This window comes from Lentzea atacamensis, from assembly GCF_003269295.1.
Taxonomy (GTDB): Bacteria; Actinomycetota; Actinomycetes; order Mycobacteriales; family Pseudonocardiaceae; genus Lentzea; species Lentzea atacamensis.
Window position 1 is genome coordinate 284,870 of the sequence record NZ_QLTT01000006.1, and the last position, 20,568, is coordinate 305,437.

Consider the following 20,568-nt stretch of genomic DNA (forward strand, 5'->3'; position numbering starts at 1 on the left):
AGGGCGTAGTTGCCCAATCACAAGCCGGATAAACCCACAACGGTCATCGGATGTGTGGGACGTCCCTCGCCTCCGAGCGGGTGAGGCGAGGGACGTTCTCAACTACCTCGGGTAGTCGAGTCCGGTGTGGTCAGTTGCCGTCGGCGATGTGGATCCCGCCAGGGGTGATCACCCAGAGCGAGCCGTCGGGACCCGCGACCTCGTCCCGCGTGCGCCCGAGGTTGGTGTAGATCTTGCCGCCGGCACCGTTCGGCGTGAGCTTGAACGTGCCGCCCTTGAGGGAGGCCATGTAGAAGTGGCCCTTGTAGGTGGTGAGGCCGGACGGCGTCGCCTGCGAGGTCGGCCACTGCTTCACCGGGTTGGTCATCCCGGCGGTGCCGCACGAACCCTCGCAGGTCGGCCAGCCGTAGTTCTTGCCGGCGTCGATCTTGTTGAGCTCGTCGACCTTGCTGGCGCCGATGTCGGAGACGTAGAGCTGGCTGCCCAGCCAGGTCAGGCCCTGCACGTTGCGGTGGCCGTAGGAGTAGACGAGCGAGTTGAACGGGTTGCCCGGCGCGGGCTTGCCGTCCTTGGTCATGCGCAGGACCTTGCCGCCCAAGGAGTTCTTGTTCTGCGCGTTGCTCCCGTTCTGGCCGTCACCGGTACCGGCGTAGAGGAAGCCGTCGGGACCGAACTTGATGCGGCCGCCGTGGTGGAACTGCGAGCCGCGCGGAATGCCGGTGACGATGGGCTTCGTGGCCGTGTCACCGATCTTCCACGTGGCGATCCGGTTGTCGCTTCCGGTGGTGTAGTAGAGGAAGAGCGTCTTGTCCGCGGCGTACGTCGGCGACACCGCGATGCCCAGCAGGCCCGCTTCCTTCGTCACCGAGACACCGGGGATGTCACCGACTTTCGTGACTTTGCCGTCCTTGGTGATGGTGGAGACGGTCTTGGCGTCCTTCTGCGTGAAGATGCCGGTGCCGTCCGGCAGGAAGTCGATGCTCCAGGCCTGCTTGAGGCCGGTGGCGATCGTTTTGACGGCCATCGTGCCGACTTCGCCGCTCTCTGCCGCGGACGCCAGCGGGCTGCTGGACAGTCCGACCGCAAGTGCGAGGACGCCGGCGTACGCACTTCGACGAGCACCCATTGTGCTGACCCCTCAACTTTCGCGTCGTGCGGCGACGGCGAGCCCGCGTCGGAAGGTGCGGGCTGGGGGCCTCCCGATACAACCACGGTGTGTAGTCATGAGCGCATCCACCAATCGGGTCACCCATCCGATGACTTTAGGTAACTTTATGTACGGTCTGGACCTCGACCGCCGGGACGACATAACGTGTGGTTCGCCGCCGCGCCCCACGGAAGTGCCGCGCGCCCAGCAATCGGGCACGCCGGCCGGAGACCCGAGGAGTTGCGCCATGAACGTTGTCGTCAACACTGCCGAGCAGAAGCTTCCCGAGGTCAAGCGCGAGTGGGTCAAGCCCGACTTCCGCGACTTCGAGACGCCGATGGAGGTCACCGCCTACGCAGCCCGCAGCTGACGTTGGGCTTCTGCCGGGGTTCCTGCCGTTTCGCGGGCAGGAACCCCGGCCCCACGCCTCGCCGCGCGTCCCCCAGCCGAGGAGTATCCGCCCATGACCGCTGTACCTCCCGAGGAGTTCGTCGCCGAGCTCCGCGCCCTCGCGCCCCGGTACTGGGACAGCCACCCGTTCCACCTGCGCATGCACGCGGGTCAGCTGAGCAAGCACGAGCTGCAGGCGTGGGCCGCGAACCGCTGGTACTACCAGCGCTGCATCGCGCAGAAGGACGCCGCGATCCTTTCCAACTGCCCGATACCAGACATCCGACGTCAGTGGCGTGAACGGATCATCTGGCACGACGGCACGCAGCCGGGCGAGGGCGGCGCCGAGAACTGGATCCGCCTCGCGGAAGCCGTCGGGCTGACGCGGGAAGAGGTGCTCGACGAACGGCACGTGCTGCCCGGTACCAGGTTCGCCGTCGACGCCTACGTGAACTTCGCGCGCACCAAGCCGTGGGTCGAGGCCATCGCCTCCGGCCTCACGGAGATGTTCTCGGGTGCCTTGATGCGCAAGCGTTTGGCGGCATTGCGGGAGCAGTACCCGTGGATCGCCGAGGAGGGCTTCGCCTACTTCACCAACCGCATCCAGGCGGTCGCCGGTGAGGGACAGGCCACTTTGGACATCGTGGTCGAGCACTCCTGTACTCGTGCCCAGCAGGAAGCGGCCATCGCCGCGTTGTCGTTCAAGTGCGACGTGCTGCGTGCCGTGCTGGACACCGTCGACTACTACTCGGGCAAGGGCAAGCCGTGACGTCCGTCGTCGCCCTGGACGCCGTGCCGCGCATCCGGCGTGGGGTGAAGTGCACCTACGACCAGATCCGGGAAGCGCACGTCGTCCTGTTCCCCGAAGGTGTGCTGGTGCTGAACGAGACCGCCGCCTCCGTCGTGTCGTTGTGCGACGGGGTCCGGTCGGTCGGCGACATCGCGCTGGCGCTAGGGGACGTGTACGCGGGCGTGCAGCCCGAGGACATCGCCGAGCTCGTGGCCAGGCTGGTGGAACGGAGGGTGGTGGACGTCGATGGCTGAGGCACCTTTCGGCCTGCTGGCCGAGCTGACGCACCGATGCCCGTTGCAGTGCGGCTACTGCTCGAACCCCGTCGAACTGGTCCGCCGCAACGCCGAGCTCGACACCGAGTCGTGGCGCCGGGTCTTCGACCAGGCGCGGTCCTTGGGAGCACTGCAGGTCCACCTGTCCGGCGGCGAGCCGTTGCTCCGGCCGGACCTGCCGGAGCTGGTGGCGCACGCGAACAGCCTCGGCTGCTACGTCAACCTGGTCACGTCCGGAGTCGGCCTGTCCCGGGAACGGTTGCGGGAGCTGGCTTCTCGCGGTGTCGATCACGTGCAGCTCTCCCTGCAGGACGCGACGAAGGCCGGCAACGACCGGATCGCGGGCATCAAGGCGTTCGACCGGAAGGTGGAGGCGGCGGCGTACATCCGTGAGGAAGGCCTGCCACTCACCGTCAACACGGTGCTGCACCGGCAGAACCTCGACAACATCGCCGGAATCATCGCGATGGCCGAGGAAATGGGCGCCGAACGCCTCGAGCTCGCCAACACGCAGTACTACGGCTGGGCTCTGCGCAACCGGGCGGTTCTGCTGCCCACCCGCGAACAGCTCGCGGTGGCCGATCCGATCGTCGCCGCGGCGCAGGAACGTCTGCGCGGGCGGATGGAGATCGTCTACGTCATCGCCGACTACCACGAGGCTCATCCGAAGCCCTGCATGTACGGGTGGGGCGCGCGGCAGCTGACGGTGGCACCGGACGGCGACGTGCTCCCCTGTCCCGCCGCCACGGTGATCTCGTCGTTGCAGATCGAGAACGTGCGGGACTCGTCGTTGCACGACATCTGGCACAACTCCCCGTCCTTCAACGCTTTCCGCGGCTACGAGTGGATGAAGGACCCGTGCCGCTCGTGCCCGCGCAAGGAGATCGACTTCGGCGGGTGCCGGTGCCAGGCGTTCCAGTTGACCGGTGATGCCGCCAACACCGACCCGGTGTGCTCGCTGTCCCCCGATCGGTCCACTGTGGACCTGATCCTGGCGAAGGAGATGGCGCCTTCCGAGGTTCCGGCCATGGCGATGAGGAAGATGTCTTGAAAGCGGTTCTGCTCGGTACCACGGCCGGTGGCGGCTTCCCGCAATGGAACTGCGCGTGCGCTCTGTGCGTGCGCGCTCGTTCCGGTGAGTTGCCGTCGCGTTCGCAGGACTGCCTGGTGATCAGCGGCGACGGCACCAACTGGTGGCTGGTCAACGCTTCTCCGGACATCCGCACGCAGATCGCGGCCTGTTCGCCGCTGAACCCCGGCCCCGGCCCGCGTGACACCCCGATCCGCGGTGCCCTGTTCACCGACGCCGAGCTGGACCACACGCTGGGACTGCTGACGTTGCGCGGCGGGGCCGGCCTGACGGTGTGGGCACCAGGACCGGTCCTGCACGCGCTGCGGGACCAGTTCGACCTGCGCACGGTGATCGACGGCTACGCGCCGGTGGCGTGGCGGCAGGTCGAGGCGGACCAGCCGCTCGACCTCGGTGGGCTGCTGGTCTCGGCGATTCCGATCAGCGGCAAGCGTCCCAAATACGCCCGTTCCTCCACCGTGGACGGGCATTGGGTGGTCGCATACCGCTTCGAGGATCCGATTTCGGGTGGCGTGCTGGTTTACGCGCCTTGCCTGGCGTCGTGGCCCGCCGGTTTCGACGACGTCGTGGCCGAGGCCGACTGCCTGCTGCTCGACGGCACCTTCTACGCGGCGTCCGAGATGGGCTCGGCCACCGGCAGCTCGTCCGGTCAGGCCGCCATGGGCCATCTGCCCATCACACACAGCCTTCCTGAACTGCGACGATTCCCCGCCGTCCGGCGCATCTACACCCACCTCAACAACACGAACCCGGTGCTCGACCCGGAGTCTCCCGAGGCCGCGAAGCTGCGTGAGGCTGGCGTCGAGGTGCCACTGGACGGCACCGTCATCGAACTCTGATTCGTCACCCTTTCGAGCAAATATCTTCCACTTTCGAGCGATTATCGTCTGCCAATTCTCGCAATGAGTTGTGGCATATCCCTCTAGTGGGGAACGCCCTCGCGGCTCCGTATTCTTCGGAGCCTTGACGAGGGAGGTCCTGCATGTCCGGATACCTTGAGCTCGTTTTCTCCACCGCGCTGTACGGCTTGGGCATCGTGGCCCAGACCGTTGCCGCGCAACGGGCGGACGTCAGGCCGGGCACCGGGCTGGGACTCCTCGCCCGGCTGGCCAAGGACCGTCTCTACCTGTTCGGTTTCGCGGGCCAGGTGGGCGGTTTCGGGTTCGCGTTCCTCGCCCGCGCCGAGCTGCCGCTGTACCTGGTGCAGGCGGGATCTTCGTGCGCCGTCGGGCTCGCGACCGCGTTCGGCCTGCTGGTGCTGAAGTGGCGCGTGCGGCCGCTGGAGATCGCGGTGCTGGTCATGATGGCGATCGGGCTCGTCCTGCTGGTCACGGCGTCGGAATCGTCGGTGGCGAAGGACATCCCCACGGTGCCGGGACTGGTTCTGCTCGGGCTGCCGTTGCTCGTGATCGTGTTCTGCTCACGAGCCGCACAGGGTTCGAACTCCGTCATCGTCTCGGTGCTCGCCGGCACCGCCTTCGCGGTCGTGGCGATCATCGGCCGGTCGGTCGCGGACGAGTCGCCGGCCGACATGCTGCTGAACCCGCTGACCTGGTTGATGATCGTGGCGGCGCTGGTGGGCCAGTCCTGCCTCGCGGTCGCGTTGCAACGCGGCACGGCCACGTCGTCGGTGGCGGCGACGGACGCGACGACCGTGGTGCTCACCTCGGTCATCGGCCTCGGCATGCTGGGCGACCGGATCACGCCGGGCTGGGAGTGGGCCGTCGGGTTCGGCATGACGCTCGTCGTGGCCGGCGTGCTGGTGCTGGGCTCCCCGAACCGCACCACCGCCGAGGTGGCCGGGTGAGGCCCGCGAGCGTCTCGCTGGACCTGGACAACCTGTGGGCCTACCTCAAGACCCACGGGAACCCGGACTGGGAGAGCAGGCCGAGCTTCCTCGCCACAGCCGTGCCCCGGCTGCTGGACGTCTTCGGTGAACACCGGCTCACCACCACGGTTTTCGTGGTCGGGGCGGACGCCGAACGCGACGACGGGGCGCAGGCCGTCCGCGACATCGTGGCGGCGGGGCACGAGGTGGCCAACCACTCGTGGGGCCACGAACCCTGGCTGCACCGGTACTCGCGGCCCGAGCTGGAGGCGGAGCTCGTCAGGGCGGAGGACGCGATCACGGCCGCAGGCGCTCCCCGGCCGGTCGGGTTCCGCGGTCCCGGCTACAGCGTCACCCCGGCACTGCTGGAGATCCTGGCCGCGCGCGGCTACCGCTACGACGCGAGCACCCTGCCGACGTGGATCGGCCCGCTGGCCAGGGCGTACCACAACCGCACCGCCCGCGACCGGGCGGAAGGTGCCAGCGATCTCTTCGGCGGCTTCGGCAAGGTGCTGGCACCGAACACCCCGTTCCGCTGGCACGGCACCGGTCTGGTCGAGCTGCCGGTGACCACCATGCCGTTGCTGCGCGTGCCCATCCACGGCGCGTACCTGTTGCAGCTGCACCAGATCTCGCCACGGCTGGCACGCGGGTACTTCCGCGCCGCACTGCGGTTGTGCCTGCTGACCGGCACAGCGCCGTCGTTGCTGCTGCACCCGACCGACGTGCTGAGCGGCGCCGAGGCGCCCGGGATGGAGTTCTTCCCCGGCATGGCGGTGCCGGGTGCCGAGAAGGCCGCGCTGCTCGGCTGGGTGCTTTCGTCGCTGCGCGAGAACTTCGACGTCGCCGGCGCCGGAGCGCACGTCGACCGGCTGTCGGAGCTGCTCCGGGAGCGCCGGACGGAGCTGTGCGGATGACGTGGCTGCTGCGCGTGCTCGCGTGCGCGACGGTCCTGCTGGCCCCGCTGGAGGGCTACCTGCAGGAGGTGCACCCGCACCTCGCGAAGGTGGTGCCGGCGCTGCTGATCATGTCCTGGGTCGCGCAACGGGTGCGGGAGCGGCGTCTGCCCGCGCCGCATCCGCTGCATGCGTTGCTGGCGCTGTTCGCCGTGGTGTTGCTGGCCTCGTCGGCCGTGCACGCCGCTGATCCGTTCACGGCGGACTACACCCAGCGCTTCCTGCCGTTCCTGGTGATCACCGCGGTGCTGGCCGACGTCGTGGCACGCGAAGTGCCGGTGCGGGCGGTGCTCTTGGCGGCGGTGGGCGGTGCCGTGAGCGCGGCGGTCGGCGCGCTGTACAGCCTGGTCGTCGACGGTGAGGCACGGGCGACCGGCCCGCTGGAGGACCCCAACGACCTCGCCTACTACCTGGTGGTGGCACTTCCGCTGCTGATCGCCCTGCCCGCCAGGAGGTTCCTGCTGCCGGTAGGCGCGATCCTCGCGGCGGGCGCGGCGGCGACGTTCTCCCGCGGTGGTGGCCTCGCACTGGCGTTCGCCGCCGTGTGGCTCGTGGCGCGGCGCGGCGTGTCGATGCGCGCGGTCACGGCGACGGTGGGCGGGCTCGCGGTCATCGGGCTCGGCGCCGTGGTGTTCGCGGGACCGGTGCTGGAGCGGGCGCTCGCCGAGAAGACGTACATCGCAGCGACCAATGTGGACACTCGTGAGCTGCGCTGGCAGGCCGCCGCCCGCATGCTCGCGGACAACCCGGTGCTCGGCGTCGGGCCGGGCGGGTTCCGCAGCGAGTACCCGGCGGCCTCGCGCAACGCCGAGATCGACGAGCAGTCACCGGTGGCGCACAACATCTACCTGGAGATCGGCGCGGAACTCGGCCTGCCCGGTCTCGCCTGCTTCCTCGGCGCGGTCGCGCTGGCGTTCGTGGCGACGGAACGCGTCCTGCGTGCACGTGCCGACCGGTCGATGCTCGCGGTCCAGGCGTCGCTGATCGCCGCGCTGGTCGCGGCGACCTTTCTGTCCGAGCAGTACTACCTGCCGATCTGGTCGCTGGTCGCGGTGGCGATCGCGGCCGACCTGCGCCGTGAGGAGAGTGAGCGCGATGCGTGTGCTGCACGTCATCAGTGAGATGGGCGCCGGAGGAGCCGAGGCCGTCGTCGCGGGCATGGTGCGGGCCGGCGGCGACTTCGGCTGGGAGTCGGGTGTCGCGAGCGGCGGCGGGCATCGTGCCGAGGCCTTGCGGGCGCAGGGTTTCTCGACGTTCGACGTGCCGGTGCCGCGGCGCAGGGTCTCCGGAGTGCTGCGCGCTGTTTCCGCTGTGCGTTCGGCGGTGCGATCCTTCGGTCCTGATGTGGTGCTGGCGCACAACGTGTCCGCGAGCCTCGTGGCGCGGATGGCGGCGGGTGGCCGGCCGGTGGCGACCGTGTTCCACGGTGTCTCCGAGTCGGATCTCGGTGGTGCGGCACGGATTCTCCGGCGTACCTCACGTGCGGTGGTCGCCGTTGCCGAGGCGAGCGCTGACCGGTTGCGTGCGCTGGGTGTGGACGTCGAGGTGATCCCGAACGCGGTGTTCGCCGAGCCGCCCCGAGTCGACCGGGCCTCGATCCGCGGGGTGCTCGGCATCGGTCCCGACGTGCCGGTGGCGTTGTGCCCGGCGCGCCTCGAACCCCAGAAGCGGCACGACGTGCTGCTGGAGGCGTGGGCGATGGTCGCGGGCGCGATCCTGCTGCTGGCGGGCGACGGCAGCCTGCGCGCGGACCTGGAGCGGCGCGCCGAGGAGCTCGGTGTGGGCGACCGCGTGCGGTTCCTCGGCACCCGTTGTGACGTCCCGGATCTGCTGGAGGCCACGGACGTCGTGGTGCTCACCAGCGACTGGGAGGGCATGCCGATCGCGGTGCTGGAGTCGCTGGCCGCAGGCCGCCCGGTGGTGGCGTCCGATGTGGACGGTGTGCGCGAGGCGTTGTCCGGTGGTGGCGGCGTGCTGGTGCCCCGCCGCTCCCCCTCGGCGACCGCGACCGCGCTGGCCTCGTTCCTGTTCGACGCACGGGAGTGCGCCGCGGCCGGCGCCGCGGGCCGGGCCGCCGTCGAGCGCGACCACGACCCGCACACCTTCATGAAGTCCTACGACGAAATGCTCCGAACGATTGGGGGAGAACGACGGTGAACAAGCGCACGCTGCTGGAGGCGACCGCGGTGGCGCTGGTCGTCGCGGTGCTCGTGCTGGCGGTGACGTCTCTGCGGGGCGAGCAGTACGAGAGCCGGATCTCCGTGCTCGCCGTGCCGGTCACGCAGACCGACTCCGCTGCCCAGTACGGCGAGGTGGCCTCGCTCGCGATGCCCGCGATCGTCCAGATGGTGCACAGCCCGACCGTGCTGGAGGCCGCCGCGCGGGCAGCGTCCACCACGCCGCGCGAGATCGCCGACGGCGTCGGTGTGGAGCTGGTTCCGGCGTCCGGACTCGCCCGCCTGTCGGTGCGGGCGGGATCGGACGAGCAGGCCGGTGCCGCCGTGACCGCGGTGGCGAAGGCCGTGGCGGACGCGAACCTGCTCGCTCCGGCCGGTCGGTTGCGCCTGCTCGACGAACGCCCGGAAACCACGCGGGTGGCGCCGGACTGGAAGCTCGCGGCAGGGCTCGCCCTGGCCGCGGCGCTGGCTGCGGGCATCGCGACGGCCGCCCTGCGAGCGTTGCGCAGGCCCCGCACCGGGGAGGCCGCGGTGCGGGCCGCCGTTGCCACGGCCGGGGTGCGGCATCCCGTGGCGCTGGTCCGCGAGGACGACCCCGAGATGCTCGACCGGCTGACGGCGTTGTGCGTCGCGGCGGCCCGGCCGGTGCGGGTGATTCCCGCGGATCACGGACTGACCGCGCAGGCCGAGTCGCTGGCGGAGTCGTTGCCGGACAAGGCGGCCGAGCCCGGTGAGGGCACGGCGGTGATCGCGGTCGCGGACGGCGAGGGCGAACCGGGTGACCTGGCCGCGGCTCTCGCGGTGCTGCCGGCGTCCGCGGTCCTGGTGGCGGTGGTGCTGACGTGATCACCACGACCAAGCCCGACACCCGCACGCTCATCACCATCGCGGTCGCCGTCATCGGCGCACTCAGCGCGGCACGAGCCCTGCGTCCGTCGTGGGAGGTCCCGGCACCGACCGGGGAGAACCTGGCCGAGGAACGGCTGCAGGACTTCCGCGACGCGCTGTACTTCCCGATCCGGGAGTTCCTGGCGGGCGGCAACCCGTACGACCCGGCGGCGATGTTCGAGCACTGGCCGGTGCGGCAGAACTTCAACCTCTACCAGCCGTACCACCTGGTGCTGCACCTGCCGTTCGCGTTGCCCGAGTACCGGATCGGCGCGATCGCGTTCACCCTGGCGTCTCTGGTGCTCCTGGGAGTTCTCGGGCTGCTGGCCGCGCGGCAGGCCAAGCTCCCGCTCGTGCTGGGCACCGTCGTGATCGGGGCGCTGCTGGTGACGAGCCAGGTGGGCAAGGCGCAGCTGTACGTGGGGCAGGTCAACCCGTTGATCGCGGTGGGTGCGGCGGCGGCGTTGCTGGCCAGGTCCAGTCATCCGCGGGTGGCGGCGCTCGGGCTGGCGGTGGCGTGGCTGAAGCCGCAGTTCGGCTTGCCGCTGGCGATTCTGCTGTTCGCACGCGGATCGCGGCGGGTCGCGCTCGGCGGCACGGTCATCGCGGCGCTCGCGAGCCTGCCCGTGGTGGGGCTGCTGGTGTACCGGGGCGGAGGCGTCGGGCCGTTCCTCGACGTGATCTCGGTGAATCTCGCGCACGCCAGCGGTACCAGCTATGGCGCGGTGGATTCCGTGACGGCGCAGCGGGTGGATCTTCCGGCGGTGTTCTTCCGGGTGACGGACTGGCTGCCGCCGGCGGCTGAGCTCACCGCACTGGTCGGTGTGCTGGCGGCGACCGCGTACCTCGCGCGGAAGCTCGACCGCGGCGACTCCGACAGCCGGTCGGTCGCGGACCTGATCACCGCTGTCGGCGCGGTCGTGGCGGTGGTGCACCAGCCGGGTGACGTGTTGATCGCGGTGCCCGCCATGGCCGCCGTCGCGGTGGTGTGCTGGCGGCGCAGGAAGGAACGGGACTGGCGGATCACCGGCTTCGCGGTGGTGGCGCTGCTGGTTCCGTTCGCACACCTGTACTTCGTGAACAGCGCGATCATCGGGCTGTTCGGCCGCCGGGTGGATGTGACGGTGGACGGCGTGGCGATCGTCGTGGCCTGGGTGCTGCTGGTCGTCGTCGCGGCCAGGAAACGCGCGTGACGAACCGGGTCGGTGAGCGGGCGGTACGGGGATCGCTGTGGCTCTTCGCGGTCAACGTGGTCAGCAAGGGCTGTCAGGTCGCGGTCACGCTGGTGCTCGCGGCCCTGCTCACCGAGGACGGTCTGGGTGCGGTGTCGCTCGTGGTGTCGCTGGTCAACATCGGCCAGGTCGTGCAGTCCGCGGGCGTCTACGACGTGATCAGCCGGACGAACCTGGATCCGGGACGACTCGCGGGCACCGTGCTGACGCTGAGCGCGAGCGGTGGCCTGGTGCTCACCGTTGTGCTGCTCCTCGCGGCGGAACCACTCGCCGCCGCGCTCGGGGCACCCGCCACGCTCATCCGGATCGCCGCGCTCAGCCTGCCGTTCACGGCGATCGGTGGCGTGCAGATGGCGCTGATGCACCGCGATCTGGACTTCCGGCGCCGGATGCTGCCGGACGCGGGTGGGATGGTGCTGGGTGCCGCGGTCACGATCGTGCTGGCAGCACTCGGCTTCGGACCGCTCGCGATGGCCGTCGGACTGCTGTGCACGGCAGTTGCCCAGCCCGTGCTGGCGGTGGTCGCGGGAGCTCGGGTGCGTCCGCGCTGGGACCGTGCCGCCGCCGGGGAAGCGTTGCGCTGGACGGCTGTCGTCGGCCCTGGCGCCGTCGTCGCCACGTTGCTGATCAACGTGGACTACCTGACGATCGGGCACGTGCTCGGGCCGTCGGCCGTCGGCGTGTACTCGCTCGCCTTCCGGATCGCCTGGATGCCGTACATCCTCGTGGCCGTCGTGCTGGGCGGCGTGATGTTCCCGGTGTGCGCCGAGCTGGTCCGAAGTGGACGGACCGGCGACGTGCCCGGCGCCGTGCTGCGGTTCACCAAGGCCACACTGATGATCACCGGCGGCTTCTTCGTGGTCATCGCTCTGCTCGCCGACCAGGTCGTGCTGTTCGGTGAACGCTGGGCTCCCGCGGCACCGGTGCTGGTCGCGTTGTGCGCCTACGGACTCGGCCTCGGCCTGCTGCACACCTGGTACCAGGTGATCCGGGCAGCGGGACACGCGCGGTGGTACCTCGCGCTCGAAGTGACGCATCTGGTGGCCCTGCTGAGTGCCTTGGCGGTCACCACACGGCACGGCGTGCTGGCCGTGGCGATCGCCCAGGCCGTCATCGTTTGGCTGCTCGTGCCCCTCACCTGGTGGGTGCTGGTGCGGCACGGCCTCGCGTTCCCGGCGGCCGCACTGGGCCGCACCGTCGCCGGGCTGCTCACGGCCTGCGCGAGCTGCGCGCTCGTCGCCCGGCTGCTGCCGGACACGAACGGGATCGCCGGCGCGCTGCTCGCCGGACTGGTGCTGTTCGGCGTCTACGCGGCGATCTCGTTGCCGCTCAACCGTGAAGCCGTCCGCGAACTGCGAGGAACCCTGTGAAGGTCGTGCACGTGACGCAACCGGTCGAAGCGGGCGTCGCGAAGGTCGTGCTCGATCTCGCGGAGGCGCAACGGGCGGCAGGCTGGGACGTGCACGTGGTGTGCCCTCCGCACGGCTGGCTCCCCACCCGGATCCCCACGCATCCGTGGCACGCGACCCGCTCCCCAGGACCGGCCTCACTGCTCGAAACGCTGCGGCTGCGCAAAGTGCTCCGCGACCTGCGTCCTGACGTGATCCACCTGCACAGCTCGAAGGCGGGGCTGACCGGGCGCCTGGCGGTGCGCGGCCGGACCACGACGATCTTCCAGCCGCACCTGTGGTCGTTCCGGCTCGCGGGCGGACTGCTGCGGAGGATGTGCGTGCGCTGGGAGGCGTTCGCTTCCCGGTGGACGCACCAGCTGGTGTGCGTGAGCGACGATGAGCTCGCGACCGGCCGCGCGGCCGGCGTGACGGCACCGGCCGAGGTCGTGTGCAACGGCATCGACACCACGCGGCTGCGGCCGGCAGACCGGAGCGCGGCACGACGGCGGCTCGGGTTGCCTGAGCGCCCGACCGCGGTGTGCGTCGGCCGGCTGGCGCCGCAGAAGGGCCAGGACCTCCTGCTCGCCGCCTGGCCTGACGTGCTCGCCGACGTCCCGCACGCCCAACTCGTGCTGGTCGGCGACGGTCCGATGAGGACTGCCTGGCAGAACGGCCAGGAGTCCGTCCTGTGGTGGGGTCACAGCGACAACGTCGAGGACTTCTACGCGGCTGCGGATGTCGTCGTGCTGCCGTCACGCGCCGAGGGCATGGCGCTGGTGCCGCTGGAAGCGATGGCCTGCGGGCGGTCCGTCGTCGCGTTCGACGTGGACGGGGTGCGGCAGAGCCTCGGATCGGCCGGGGCGGTCGTGCCAGGAGAAGACACCGCCGCACTCGGGCAGGCGCTCGCCACGCGGCTCGCTGACCCGTCACTCGCACACCGGGAAGGCCACGCCGGACGACGACGCGCCGAGATGTTGTTCGACCGCGCCCGGATGACCGACCAGATCATCACGCTCGTGGAAAAACTCGAAGGAGACGCCCGATGAGGGTCGCGTACCTGCTGACGCAGGACCGGGGTGGCCCGGTCGACGTCACCGTCCGCCTCGCCGCCGCACTGCAGGCGTCCGGCGAGGCCGAGGTCAAGGTCTTCGGCCCGGTTCCCGCGCGCGACGCGCACCTGGTCGAGCACGAGGAGATCTCGGTGCCGAGCAAGGGAGATCTGCGCGCCAGCCGTCAGGCACGCGCGGCACTGCGGGCGTGGCGGCCGGACGTCGTGCACGCGCAGGACCGCCGCAGCGGGCTCGTGTGTGCCGGGCTCGGCGACATCCCGGTCGTGCACACCTACCACGGTGTGCCGGACGACGTGGGCGAGCCGTGGTTCCGCGGTGCCGCACGGGCACCGAGGCCGTCGACGTACGCGATGGCCGTGCTCGCCGCCGACGCCCTTGTCGCGCGCCGCGTGGACCGCACGGTGGTGCCGGCACCCGCGATGGGCAAGTTCCTCCGCGAACGCCTGCGCGTGCCCGCTCACCGCATCGCGCACATCGACAACTGTGTCCCGATCGGCGCCGCCGAACCGCCCACCGCCCCGGTGCGCCGCCTGCTGTTCGCAGGTCTTCTGGTGGAACGCAAGGGCTTGCCGACACTGCTGGAAGCACTGCCAGGGGCACTGCCTCCGGACGCGACGCTCACGGTCGCCGGCGACGGCCCGCTGCGGGCCAGGTGTGAACAGCTCGCGGAAGGACTGCCCGTCGAGTTCCTCGGCTTCCGCGCGGACGTGCCGGAGCTGCTGCGCAAGCACGACGCGCTGGTCCTGCCGTCCACGATGGAACAGCAACCGCTGGTCGTCGCCGAGGCGATGGCCGCCGGAAAGCCCGTGGTGGCAACGGACACCGGTGGCGTGCCGGACATGCTCGACGTGCCCGGCACCGCCCTCCGCCTCGCCAGGCCGGGCGATGTCACCTCGCTGACCAAGCAGCTGCGCGCGCTCTTCGCCGACCCGGATCCCGCTCACACGGGCCGGTTGCTGGCCGCGCGGGCCAACGAACGCTTCAGCCCCGACGTGTGCGCCCGGCGGCACCTGGAGCTGTACCGCGGGCTCAGCTGACCGGCGTCTCCGCCGGTTTCGGTGCCGGCTTCGTCGTGGTCGTAGGCACCGTCGTGGTCGTCGGCACCGTCGTGGTCGTCGGCACCGTCGGCGGTTTGACCGGCGGAGTCGTCGTGACATCAGGCACCTTCGGCTTGACGAGCACCTTCGCGTCCGCTCCCGGCAGCTCGAACGGACTGGCCACCTGCGTCCCGTTGATGTCGACCAGACCCGGCGGCGGGGTCACCTGGACCGGCTTGGCGGTCGGGTTCACCACCACCCAGCCGTTGCTGAACTGACGTGTCCACAAGCCGGTGGGCAACCGGCTCGCGGTCTCGACCGCCTCACCGAGCCCTGCCTCCTGGTACTGCGACCACGCCGGGTTCTTGTAGTCGGGAGTCGCACCGTTCCAACAGGTGTACGGCCCGGCGAGCAGCGCCGCAGTGGCGTACCCGACGCGTTCCTCGCGCGGGCTGGAGGTGTGGGTGACCAGCAACAGCCAGGACTCCCCGAGTGCGGCCTGAGCGCGCAGCTCCTTCCACTCGTTGCCGCGGAACGTGAGCAGCTCGCCGGTGGCGCCGTCGTCGCGCAGCCCGAAGTTTTCCTCCATCGCCCCGTCGTAGCGGGAGTGCGCGGTCCACCGGCCGGGCCGCAGGTATGACTCGGACACGTTGGGGATCAGCATCTTCCCCGCCTTGTGCAGTTCGTCGCCCGCGATGCCGAGGAACGAGTCGAAGCCGTCGCGCAGCAGCCGGTCGGTGGCCTCGACGTCCGCGGTGCCCTTGAGCACGGCCGGCGAGTAGTGCCTCAGCGAGCTGAAGTCGTTGTCCGCCAGCACTCCGTCCCAGCCCTCGCGAACGACCTCCTCGACGACCGCGGTCGTCCACGCGCGTTGGTAGGCCTCGGTCCAAACGGTCATCTGCCAGTGCTTCTCGTAGCCCCTCCACTCGATCCGCTGGCCCGCGGTGTCGACGGCGAACCACTCCGGGTTGGCCTTCTCCGTGGCGGCGTACCCGAGCCCGGTCGGCAGGTGCTTCGCGTCGACGCCGTTGTCGACGGTGCCCGGATAGTTGCGGGTGCTGGAGAAGTCCTTGTACATCAAGATCTTCAGCTTGGGGTTCAGCTGGCGCAGCCGCTTGAGCGCCGCCGTCTCCCACGCGTTGAGCACCACGAGGCTGTAGTGGTGCGCGGCGAACTTGAGCTGCAAAGACGTCGGCTTCGCACCGATGCCGTACCACCACGCGCACGGCGCGAGCGGTTTCGGCGCGGGACCGCTGACGAGCGACGGTTCCGGCGGGGCGAGGCTCTCCTGCGCCGCCCGCTCCTCGACCGGGAGGAACGTGCACGCGGTCGTGGTGAACACCAGCAGCGCCACCAGAGACCGCGCGAGCACGCGACCTGTCAGCGATTCCCTCGGCAACACAGCTCACCCACTGTCAACAGCACGATTTTGACGTCCAGCCACAGCGACCAATTTGCGATGTAGTAGTTGTCGTACCGAGATCTGTCCACGATCGAGGTGTCACCTCTCAATCCGTGGACCTGGGCGAGCCCGGTCAATCCGGTGGGGACCCGATGGCGGGCCCAGTATAGTTCGTGGATCGCGGAGAACTGGCGAACGAAACCCGGCCTTTCCGGCCGCGGCCCGACGATGCACATGTCGCCGCGCAGGATGTTCCACAACTGCGGCAGTTCGTCGAGCGAGGTGCGGCGCAGGAACCCGCCGACCGGCCCGACGCGCGAGTCTCCGACCACCGACCACCGGACGTCCGAGTCGTCCACCCCGGTCTGCCGGACGCTGCGCAGCTTGTAGATCACGAACTTCTGGTCGTCCATGCCGACGCGGACCTGCTTGAAGATGATCGGCCGGCCGCTCTCGAGCAGCACCGCCAGCGCGCACAGCCCGATCACCGGCGAGAGCAGGACCAGTGCGAGCAGCGCGAGCGACCGCTCCACCAGGCGCTTGATCCACCACGTCGGCCTGGCGGTCGGCGCCGTGCTCAGCCGCAGCAACGGGTAGCTGCGCAGCCGTTCGACGTCCGGCCCGTCCTGGTGCAGCTCGAACATCCGCGGCACCACGAGCGTCGAGCAGCCGAGCCGGTGCGCGGTCACGGCCGCGTCGACCAGAGGTGAGTCGACGGCGTGCGAGAACGCGATCACCACGGTGCCGACGCCGAGCCTGTCGATCGCCGTCGCCAGGTCGTCGTGCAGGAGATCGGCCGGCAGCTTCCGGTCGCCCGGCGGTTCGGGGTCGATGAACCCGACCGGGCGCAGGCCGTACTCGGGATGGCGCAGCATGACCTCGGCGAGGTCCGCACCGACCTGACCCGCGCCGATCACGATGGTCCGGTCGCAGCGGTCGAACCGGCGACGGCACCACCGCCCGAACGCGAACACCGCCGCTCTCGCCGGCTCCCCCACCGCGGTGAAGGCGACCACACCCACCTTGAGCTGCAGCAGCACCTCCGGCGGCCAGCCGGCGGCCAGCAGCGCGACGCTCACCGCGGCGAACGCGATCGCGGTCGTGGCGAGTGAGCGCGGCAGGTCCTGCAGCCACGACAGCATCAGCCGTCTGCGGTAGATCCGCCCGGACGCACGGACGCCCAGCAGCGCGCTCGCGAGCACGAACGCCACCGGCGCGGCCATGCCGCCGCCGATCGTCATCACGAGCAGTGCGGTCAGATCCACCAGGACGAGCAGCACTGCTACCCCGTTGACCCGGCCGAGCAGACTTCGTGGCCGCACGTCGTCACGCACTGGCGCCATCGGGGCGGTCAGCTCGCCGGGGAACCACTCTTCCAGGGGAAGACCCACGCTCGACTCCACCTCAGCGCTTTGTCTCATTCGAGATCACCCGATCGAGGTCATCTGGGCAATGAATGTTCCGAGAATGTTGGCAGCGAGCCATCTCGTCACCCGTTCGAGGAACACTCGTACCCCTTTCGAATTACATCCGGAATCAGCTAGGCCTTCCAATCCCCCTGCCATGAGCAAAACACAGCCGGGGGGGCTGACCGAAATTTACGGCCAGGCGTGCGAATAATTCTCGCCGCCGCACTGAGACTCGATGAAATGGGGGTTCGATGACAGTCGACGGACGCGAGGTCCGCACCTCGCCGACGGCCGGCCCGAGACCCGCGACGGCAGTCGCGACACCGGTCCGGGGTCGCGCACACGTCGTGCTGCCCGCCTACAACGAGGCGGCATCGCTGCCGTCGCTGCTGCACCGCATCGCCGAGGTCGCCCGCACCGAGCAGGTCACGGTGTGGGTCGTCGACGACGGGTCGTCGGACGGGACCGGTGACGTGGCCGAGGCGGCGGGGCTGGACGTCCGGCTGGTCCGCCACCCGGTGAACCTCGGCCTCGGCCAGGCCGTCCAAACAGGACTGCGGGCCGCGCTGGGCGACGCCGATGAGGACGACTTCATCGTCGTGATGGACGCCGACGACACGCACGACCCCTCGCTCATCACCAAGCTGGGCAACGAGATCATCGCCGGGTCCGACGTGGTGATCTGCTCGCGGTTCGTCGACGGCGGTGACGACAAGACCGCCCCGCTGTTCCGCAGGATGCTGTCGCGCGGCGCGGCCGTGCTGTTCCGCCGCGTGCTCGGGCTCGTCGACGTGCACGACTTCACCAGCGGCTTCCGCGCCTACCGGGTCAGCCTGCTCACCCGCGCCAGCACGCACTGGGGCGAACGACTCGTCGAGGAACGCGGTTTCGCCTGCATGGTCGAGCTGCTGCTCAAGCTCAGGCACTGCCACCCGGTGATCACCGAGGTGCCGCTGGAGCTGCGCTACGACCGCAAACAGGGGCCCAGCAAGCTGAAGCTGCGCCGCACGATCGTGCAGTACGTCCGGCTGCTGGCGCGTGACCGGCTCACCCCGGCTCCGTACCGGGAGCTGTGATGCAAACCGTGGTGATCGGCGGCGGCATCTGCGGCCTCGCCGTGGCGCACCGGCTCGCCCGCGCCGGCACGCCCGTGACGTTGCTGGAGAGCACCGGCCAGCTCGGCGGTCTCGGCACGTTCTTCCCGTGGCACGACCGGTGGGTGGAGCGCTTCTACCACTGCGTCATGCCCAGCGACGACGATCTGCTTGCCCTGCTGGAAGAAGTCGGGCTGCGTGACCACGTCCGCTGGGAACGCACCAGCATGGGCATGATCGTCGAGGGCCGCCACTACCCGTTCAACTCGGCGCTGGATCTGTTGAAGTTCACCGCATTGGGTGTTGTCGACCGGGTCCGGTTCGGCGCGGTGTCGCTGTTGCTCCGCCGGCTCGGCAAGGGCAAGGACCTCGACAACCTGCGCACCGAGGACTGGTTGCGCGGCCTGTACGGGGACCGGGTCTGGCGCGACCTCTTCGGTCCCCTGTTCGGGTCGAAGTTCGGTGCGGCGTTCGGTGACGTGCCCGCGCTGTACCTGTGGCAGCGGCTGGGCAGGGAGCGCAACGTCGCCGTGCGCGGCTATCCTCACGGCGGTTACAAGACGATCATCGACGCGCTGAGGGCCTCGATCGAGTCGCACGGCGGGATCGTGCGGACGTCCGCACCGGTCCGGGTGTTGCGGAACGGGTCGGTCGAGCTCGACGGCGAGACGATCGAGGCCGACCGGATCGTGTCCACCCTGCCACTGCCCGCGTTGCGGCAGGTGGCGGACGCCAAGCTGGCACCGTTGCTGCCACAGGTGAACCTGCGGTACCAGGGCGTCGTGAACGCGTTGTTCGTGCTGCGGCAACCGTTGTCCGGCCACTACTGGGCACCGGTGCTGCGCTCGGGCACGGAGTTCGACGGCGTCGTCGAGATGTCGCCGCTGACCGGGCCGGTCGACGGACGGCACTTCGCGTACGTCATGCGCTACACCGACCGGGATTCGCCGCTGTTCCAGGAGGACGAGCGCACGATCGCGGCACGGTGGACCGAGCAGCTGCGGTCACTGCACCCCGGGCTGGACGTCGAGGAGGTGCACGTCTTCCGCGCCCCGTTCGTGGAACCGGTGTACCCGGTGGGTTATCTCGCGCAGCGACCGGCGATCGAGGTGACGGGCACGCCGCTGCTGCTCGCCACCACGGCTCACGTCTACCCCTCGGTGACGAGCTGGAACTCCAGCGTGGGACTGGCGAACCGGGTGTCGGAGATCATCCTGCGCACCGCGGCCTCGATGAGCCCGGACGGCGAACCGGTGCCGTAGGGCGAGGCGATGCCTGCCAGCCGGGTGCGGTGCCCGCTCACGTCGTCGAGCCACTTGAGCACCTCGGCCCGCACTCGGGGGCCCGGCGGCACGAGCGTGCCGAACGTGCCCTCGATCTCGGGCCGTTCGGTGCTGCGGCGGACCACGATGACCGGCCGTTTGAGGACGCTGACCTCCTCCTGCACGCCACCGGAGTCGGACACGAGCACGGCCGCCCAGCGAGCCAGTGACAGGAAGTCCTTGTACGACTGGGGCTCGAGCACGTGCAGCCCGGCGAGCAACCGGCCGAGACCGAAGGCGGCGACCTGCTTCGCGGTGCGCGGGTGCAGGGGCAGCACGACCGGCAACGGCAGCTGGACGAGCTCGCCGAGGATCGTCCCGAGGTTCTCCCGGCAGTCCACGTTCTCCGGCCGGTGGATCGTGGCGAGCACGTAGGAGTCGGCGCGGAGCCCGAGCCCGGAGATCAGCCGCAGCGAGTCGTCGTGGCTGGGCAGCGCTTCCTCCAACGCTTCCACCACGGTGTTGCCGGTGACTGTGATCCGGTCCGTGGCGACGCCCTCCGCGACCAGGTTGGTGAAGTTGATCGGCGTCGGCGCGCAGCAGAGGTCGGCGAGGTGGTCGATGGCGACCCGGTTGTGCTCCTCCGGCATGGCGCGGTCGTAGCTGCGCAGGCCGGCCTCGACGTGCACCAGCGGCACGTCGTTCGCGTTGGCGGCCAACGCGCCCGCGAGCGCGGAGGTGGTGTCGCCCTGCACGATCACCACATCGGGTGGTTCTGCGGCGAAGTGCGCGTCCAGTGCCGCCACGGCGTTGCCGAGCTGGGCACCCCGGCGTCCACCGCCAAGGCCCAGCTCGACGAAGCTGCCCGGTTCCGCGATGTCCTGGCGGATGCGCGAGTACATCGACGTGTCGTAGTGCTGTCCTGTGTAGACGACCGCGGCGTTCTCGCCGAACCGGCGGATGAGCGGAGCGAGCTTGATCAGTTCCGGCCGCGTGCCGCACACCAGGGTGACGGAGCCTCTTTTCACCGGCCGCACCCTAGTTCTCGACGGCCCGGTTTCTGTTGGCGTGTCAGTCGATCGGGTGACGCTCCGGTGTCACTGGCAGCAGAAGCCGTTGCCGCGCAATTA

Annotated in this window: 20 protein-coding genes; 16 read left to right on the forward strand and 4 right to left on the reverse strand. The window is 70.0% G+C overall.

All coding sequences use genetic code 11. The features are described 5' to 3' along the window. Positions 1 to 130: 130 nt before the first annotated feature. Positions 131 to 1,126, reverse strand: a complete 996-nt coding sequence (locus C8D87_RS27070; protein ID WP_109632207.1) for a PQQ-dependent sugar dehydrogenase — start codon at positions 1,124 to 1,126, stop codon at positions 131 to 133. 97 nt (positions 1,127 to 1,223) lie between these two features. On the opposite strand from C8D87_RS27070, the gene pqqA reads away from it, so the two are divergent. The 14 genes from pqqA to C8D87_RS27140 all read left to right on the forward strand — a co-directional run bounded on the left by pqqA (position 1,224) and on the right by C8D87_RS27140 (position 14,271). After that, the gene (pqqA, locus tag C8D87_RS47980) at positions 1,224 to 1,517 is read left to right on the forward strand and encodes a pyrroloquinoline quinone precursor peptide PqqA (RefSeq protein WP_233442304.1); all 294 of its coding nucleotides are present in this window, start codon (positions 1,224 to 1,226) and stop codon (positions 1,515 to 1,517) included. 93 nt (positions 1,518 to 1,610) lie between these two features. Next, positions 1,611 to 2,306: a pyrroloquinoline-quinone synthase PqqC gene (pqqC, locus tag C8D87_RS27080; protein ID WP_112228847.1), complete on the forward strand. Its 696-nt coding sequence runs from the start codon at positions 1,611 to 1,613 to the stop codon at positions 2,304 to 2,306. Then, positions 2,303 to 2,581, forward strand: coding sequence for a pyrroloquinoline quinone biosynthesis peptide chaperone PqqD (gene pqqD, locus C8D87_RS27085; protein ID WP_233439203.1), 279 nt, complete (start codon positions 2,303 to 2,305; stop codon positions 2,579 to 2,581). Before pqqC ends, pqqD begins: the two co-directional genes overlap by 4 nt. Continuing rightward, the gene (pqqE, locus tag C8D87_RS27090) at positions 2,574 to 3,653 is read left to right on the forward strand and encodes a pyrroloquinoline quinone biosynthesis protein PqqE (RefSeq protein ID WP_112228848.1); all 1,080 of its coding nucleotides are present in this window, start codon (positions 2,574 to 2,576) and stop codon (positions 3,651 to 3,653) included. The genes pqqD and pqqE overlap by 8 nt, the downstream gene beginning before the upstream one ends. Continuing rightward, entirely contained in the window at positions 3,650 to 4,531 is an 882-nt protein-coding gene (gene pqqB, locus C8D87_RS27095; protein WP_112228849.1) for a pyrroloquinoline quinone biosynthesis protein PqqB, read from the forward strand. Before pqqE ends, pqqB begins: the two co-directional genes overlap by 4 nt. A 143-nt stretch (positions 4,532 to 4,674) precedes the next feature. Continuing rightward, a complete protein-coding gene (locus C8D87_RS27100) occupies positions 4,675 to 5,499 on the forward strand; it encodes a hypothetical protein (RefSeq protein WP_112228850.1) in 825 nt (274 codons plus the stop codon). Next, positions 5,496 to 6,437: a polysaccharide deacetylase family protein gene (locus tag C8D87_RS27105; protein ID WP_112228851.1), complete on the forward strand. Its 942-nt coding sequence runs from the start codon at positions 5,496 to 5,498 to the stop codon at positions 6,435 to 6,437. Before C8D87_RS27100 ends, C8D87_RS27105 begins: the two co-directional genes overlap by 4 nt. Then, the gene (locus C8D87_RS27110) at positions 6,434 to 7,597 is read left to right on the forward strand and encodes an O-antigen ligase family protein (RefSeq protein WP_112228852.1); all 1,164 of its coding nucleotides are present in this window, start codon (positions 6,434 to 6,436) and stop codon (positions 7,595 to 7,597) included. Before C8D87_RS27105 ends, C8D87_RS27110 begins: the two co-directional genes overlap by 4 nt. Further along, the gene (locus C8D87_RS27115) at positions 7,572 to 8,633 is read left to right on the forward strand and encodes a glycosyltransferase (protein ID WP_112229052.1); all 1,062 of its coding nucleotides are present in this window, start codon (positions 7,572 to 7,574) and stop codon (positions 8,631 to 8,633) included. Before C8D87_RS27110 ends, C8D87_RS27115 begins: the two co-directional genes overlap by 26 nt. After that, entirely contained in the window at positions 8,630 to 9,499 is an 870-nt protein-coding gene (locus tag C8D87_RS27120; protein ID WP_112228853.1) for a hypothetical protein, read from the forward strand. The genes C8D87_RS27115 and C8D87_RS27120 overlap by 4 nt, the downstream gene beginning before the upstream one ends. After that, positions 9,496 to 10,734, forward strand: a complete 1,239-nt coding sequence (locus tag C8D87_RS27125) for a glycosyltransferase family 87 protein (protein ID WP_215732503.1) — start codon at positions 9,496 to 9,498, stop codon at positions 10,732 to 10,734. Before C8D87_RS27120 ends, C8D87_RS27125 begins: the two co-directional genes overlap by 4 nt. Further along, the gene (locus C8D87_RS27130) at positions 10,731 to 12,143 is read left to right on the forward strand and encodes an oligosaccharide flippase family protein (RefSeq protein WP_233442305.1); all 1,413 of its coding nucleotides are present in this window, start codon (positions 10,731 to 10,733) and stop codon (positions 12,141 to 12,143) included. The genes C8D87_RS27125 and C8D87_RS27130 overlap by 4 nt, the downstream gene beginning before the upstream one ends. 11 nt (positions 12,144 to 12,154) lie before the next feature. Beyond that, positions 12,155 to 13,210: a glycosyltransferase family 4 protein gene (locus tag C8D87_RS27135; RefSeq protein ID WP_233442306.1), complete on the forward strand. Its 1,056-nt coding sequence runs from the start codon at positions 12,155 to 12,157 to the stop codon at positions 13,208 to 13,210. Next, on the forward strand, positions 13,207 to 14,271 hold the full coding sequence (locus C8D87_RS27140) for a glycosyltransferase family 4 protein (RefSeq protein WP_109632185.1): 1,065 nt from the start codon (positions 13,207 to 13,209) through the stop codon (positions 14,269 to 14,271). The genes C8D87_RS27135 and C8D87_RS27140 overlap by 4 nt, the downstream gene beginning before the upstream one ends. Here C8D87_RS27140 and C8D87_RS27145 read toward each other — a convergent pair. Together C8D87_RS27145 and C8D87_RS27150 are read right to left on the reverse strand one after the other, a co-directional pair. Beyond that, positions 14,264 to 15,643 carry a putative glycoside hydrolase family 15 protein gene (locus C8D87_RS27145; RefSeq protein WP_233442307.1) on the reverse strand — a complete coding sequence of 460 codons (1,380 nt, stop codon included), beginning with the start codon at positions 15,641 to 15,643 and terminating at the stop codon, positions 14,264 to 14,266. The two genes, C8D87_RS27140 and C8D87_RS27145, sit on opposite strands and share 8 nt — an antisense overlap. A gap of 8 nt (positions 15,644 to 15,651) precedes the next feature. Continuing rightward, entirely contained in the window at positions 15,652 to 17,064 is a 1,413-nt protein-coding gene (locus C8D87_RS27150) for an exopolysaccharide biosynthesis polyprenyl glycosylphosphotransferase (protein WP_233442308.1), read from the reverse strand. A gap of 269 nt (positions 17,065 to 17,333) precedes the next feature. Between C8D87_RS27150 and C8D87_RS27155 the strand changes: the two genes are divergently transcribed. After that, positions 17,334 to 18,158, forward strand: a complete 825-nt coding sequence (locus C8D87_RS27155) for a glycosyltransferase (RefSeq protein ID WP_112228856.1) — start codon at positions 17,334 to 17,336, stop codon at positions 18,156 to 18,158. Then, positions 18,158 to 19,438 carry an NAD(P)/FAD-dependent oxidoreductase gene (locus tag C8D87_RS27160; RefSeq protein WP_112228857.1) on the forward strand — a complete coding sequence of 427 codons (1,281 nt, stop codon included), beginning with the start codon at positions 18,158 to 18,160 and terminating at the stop codon, positions 19,436 to 19,438. The genes C8D87_RS27155 and C8D87_RS27160 overlap by 1 nt, the downstream gene beginning before the upstream one ends. On the opposite strand, the gene wecB is transcribed toward C8D87_RS27160, so the two are convergent. After that, complete coding sequence (gene wecB, locus C8D87_RS27165; protein ID WP_233442309.1) at positions 19,327 to 20,466, reverse strand: non-hydrolyzing UDP-N-acetylglucosamine 2-epimerase; 1,140 nt, start codon at positions 20,464 to 20,466, stop codon at positions 19,327 to 19,329. The genes C8D87_RS27160 and wecB overlap by 112 nt on opposite strands. Positions 20,467 to 20,568 lie beyond the last annotated feature (102 nt).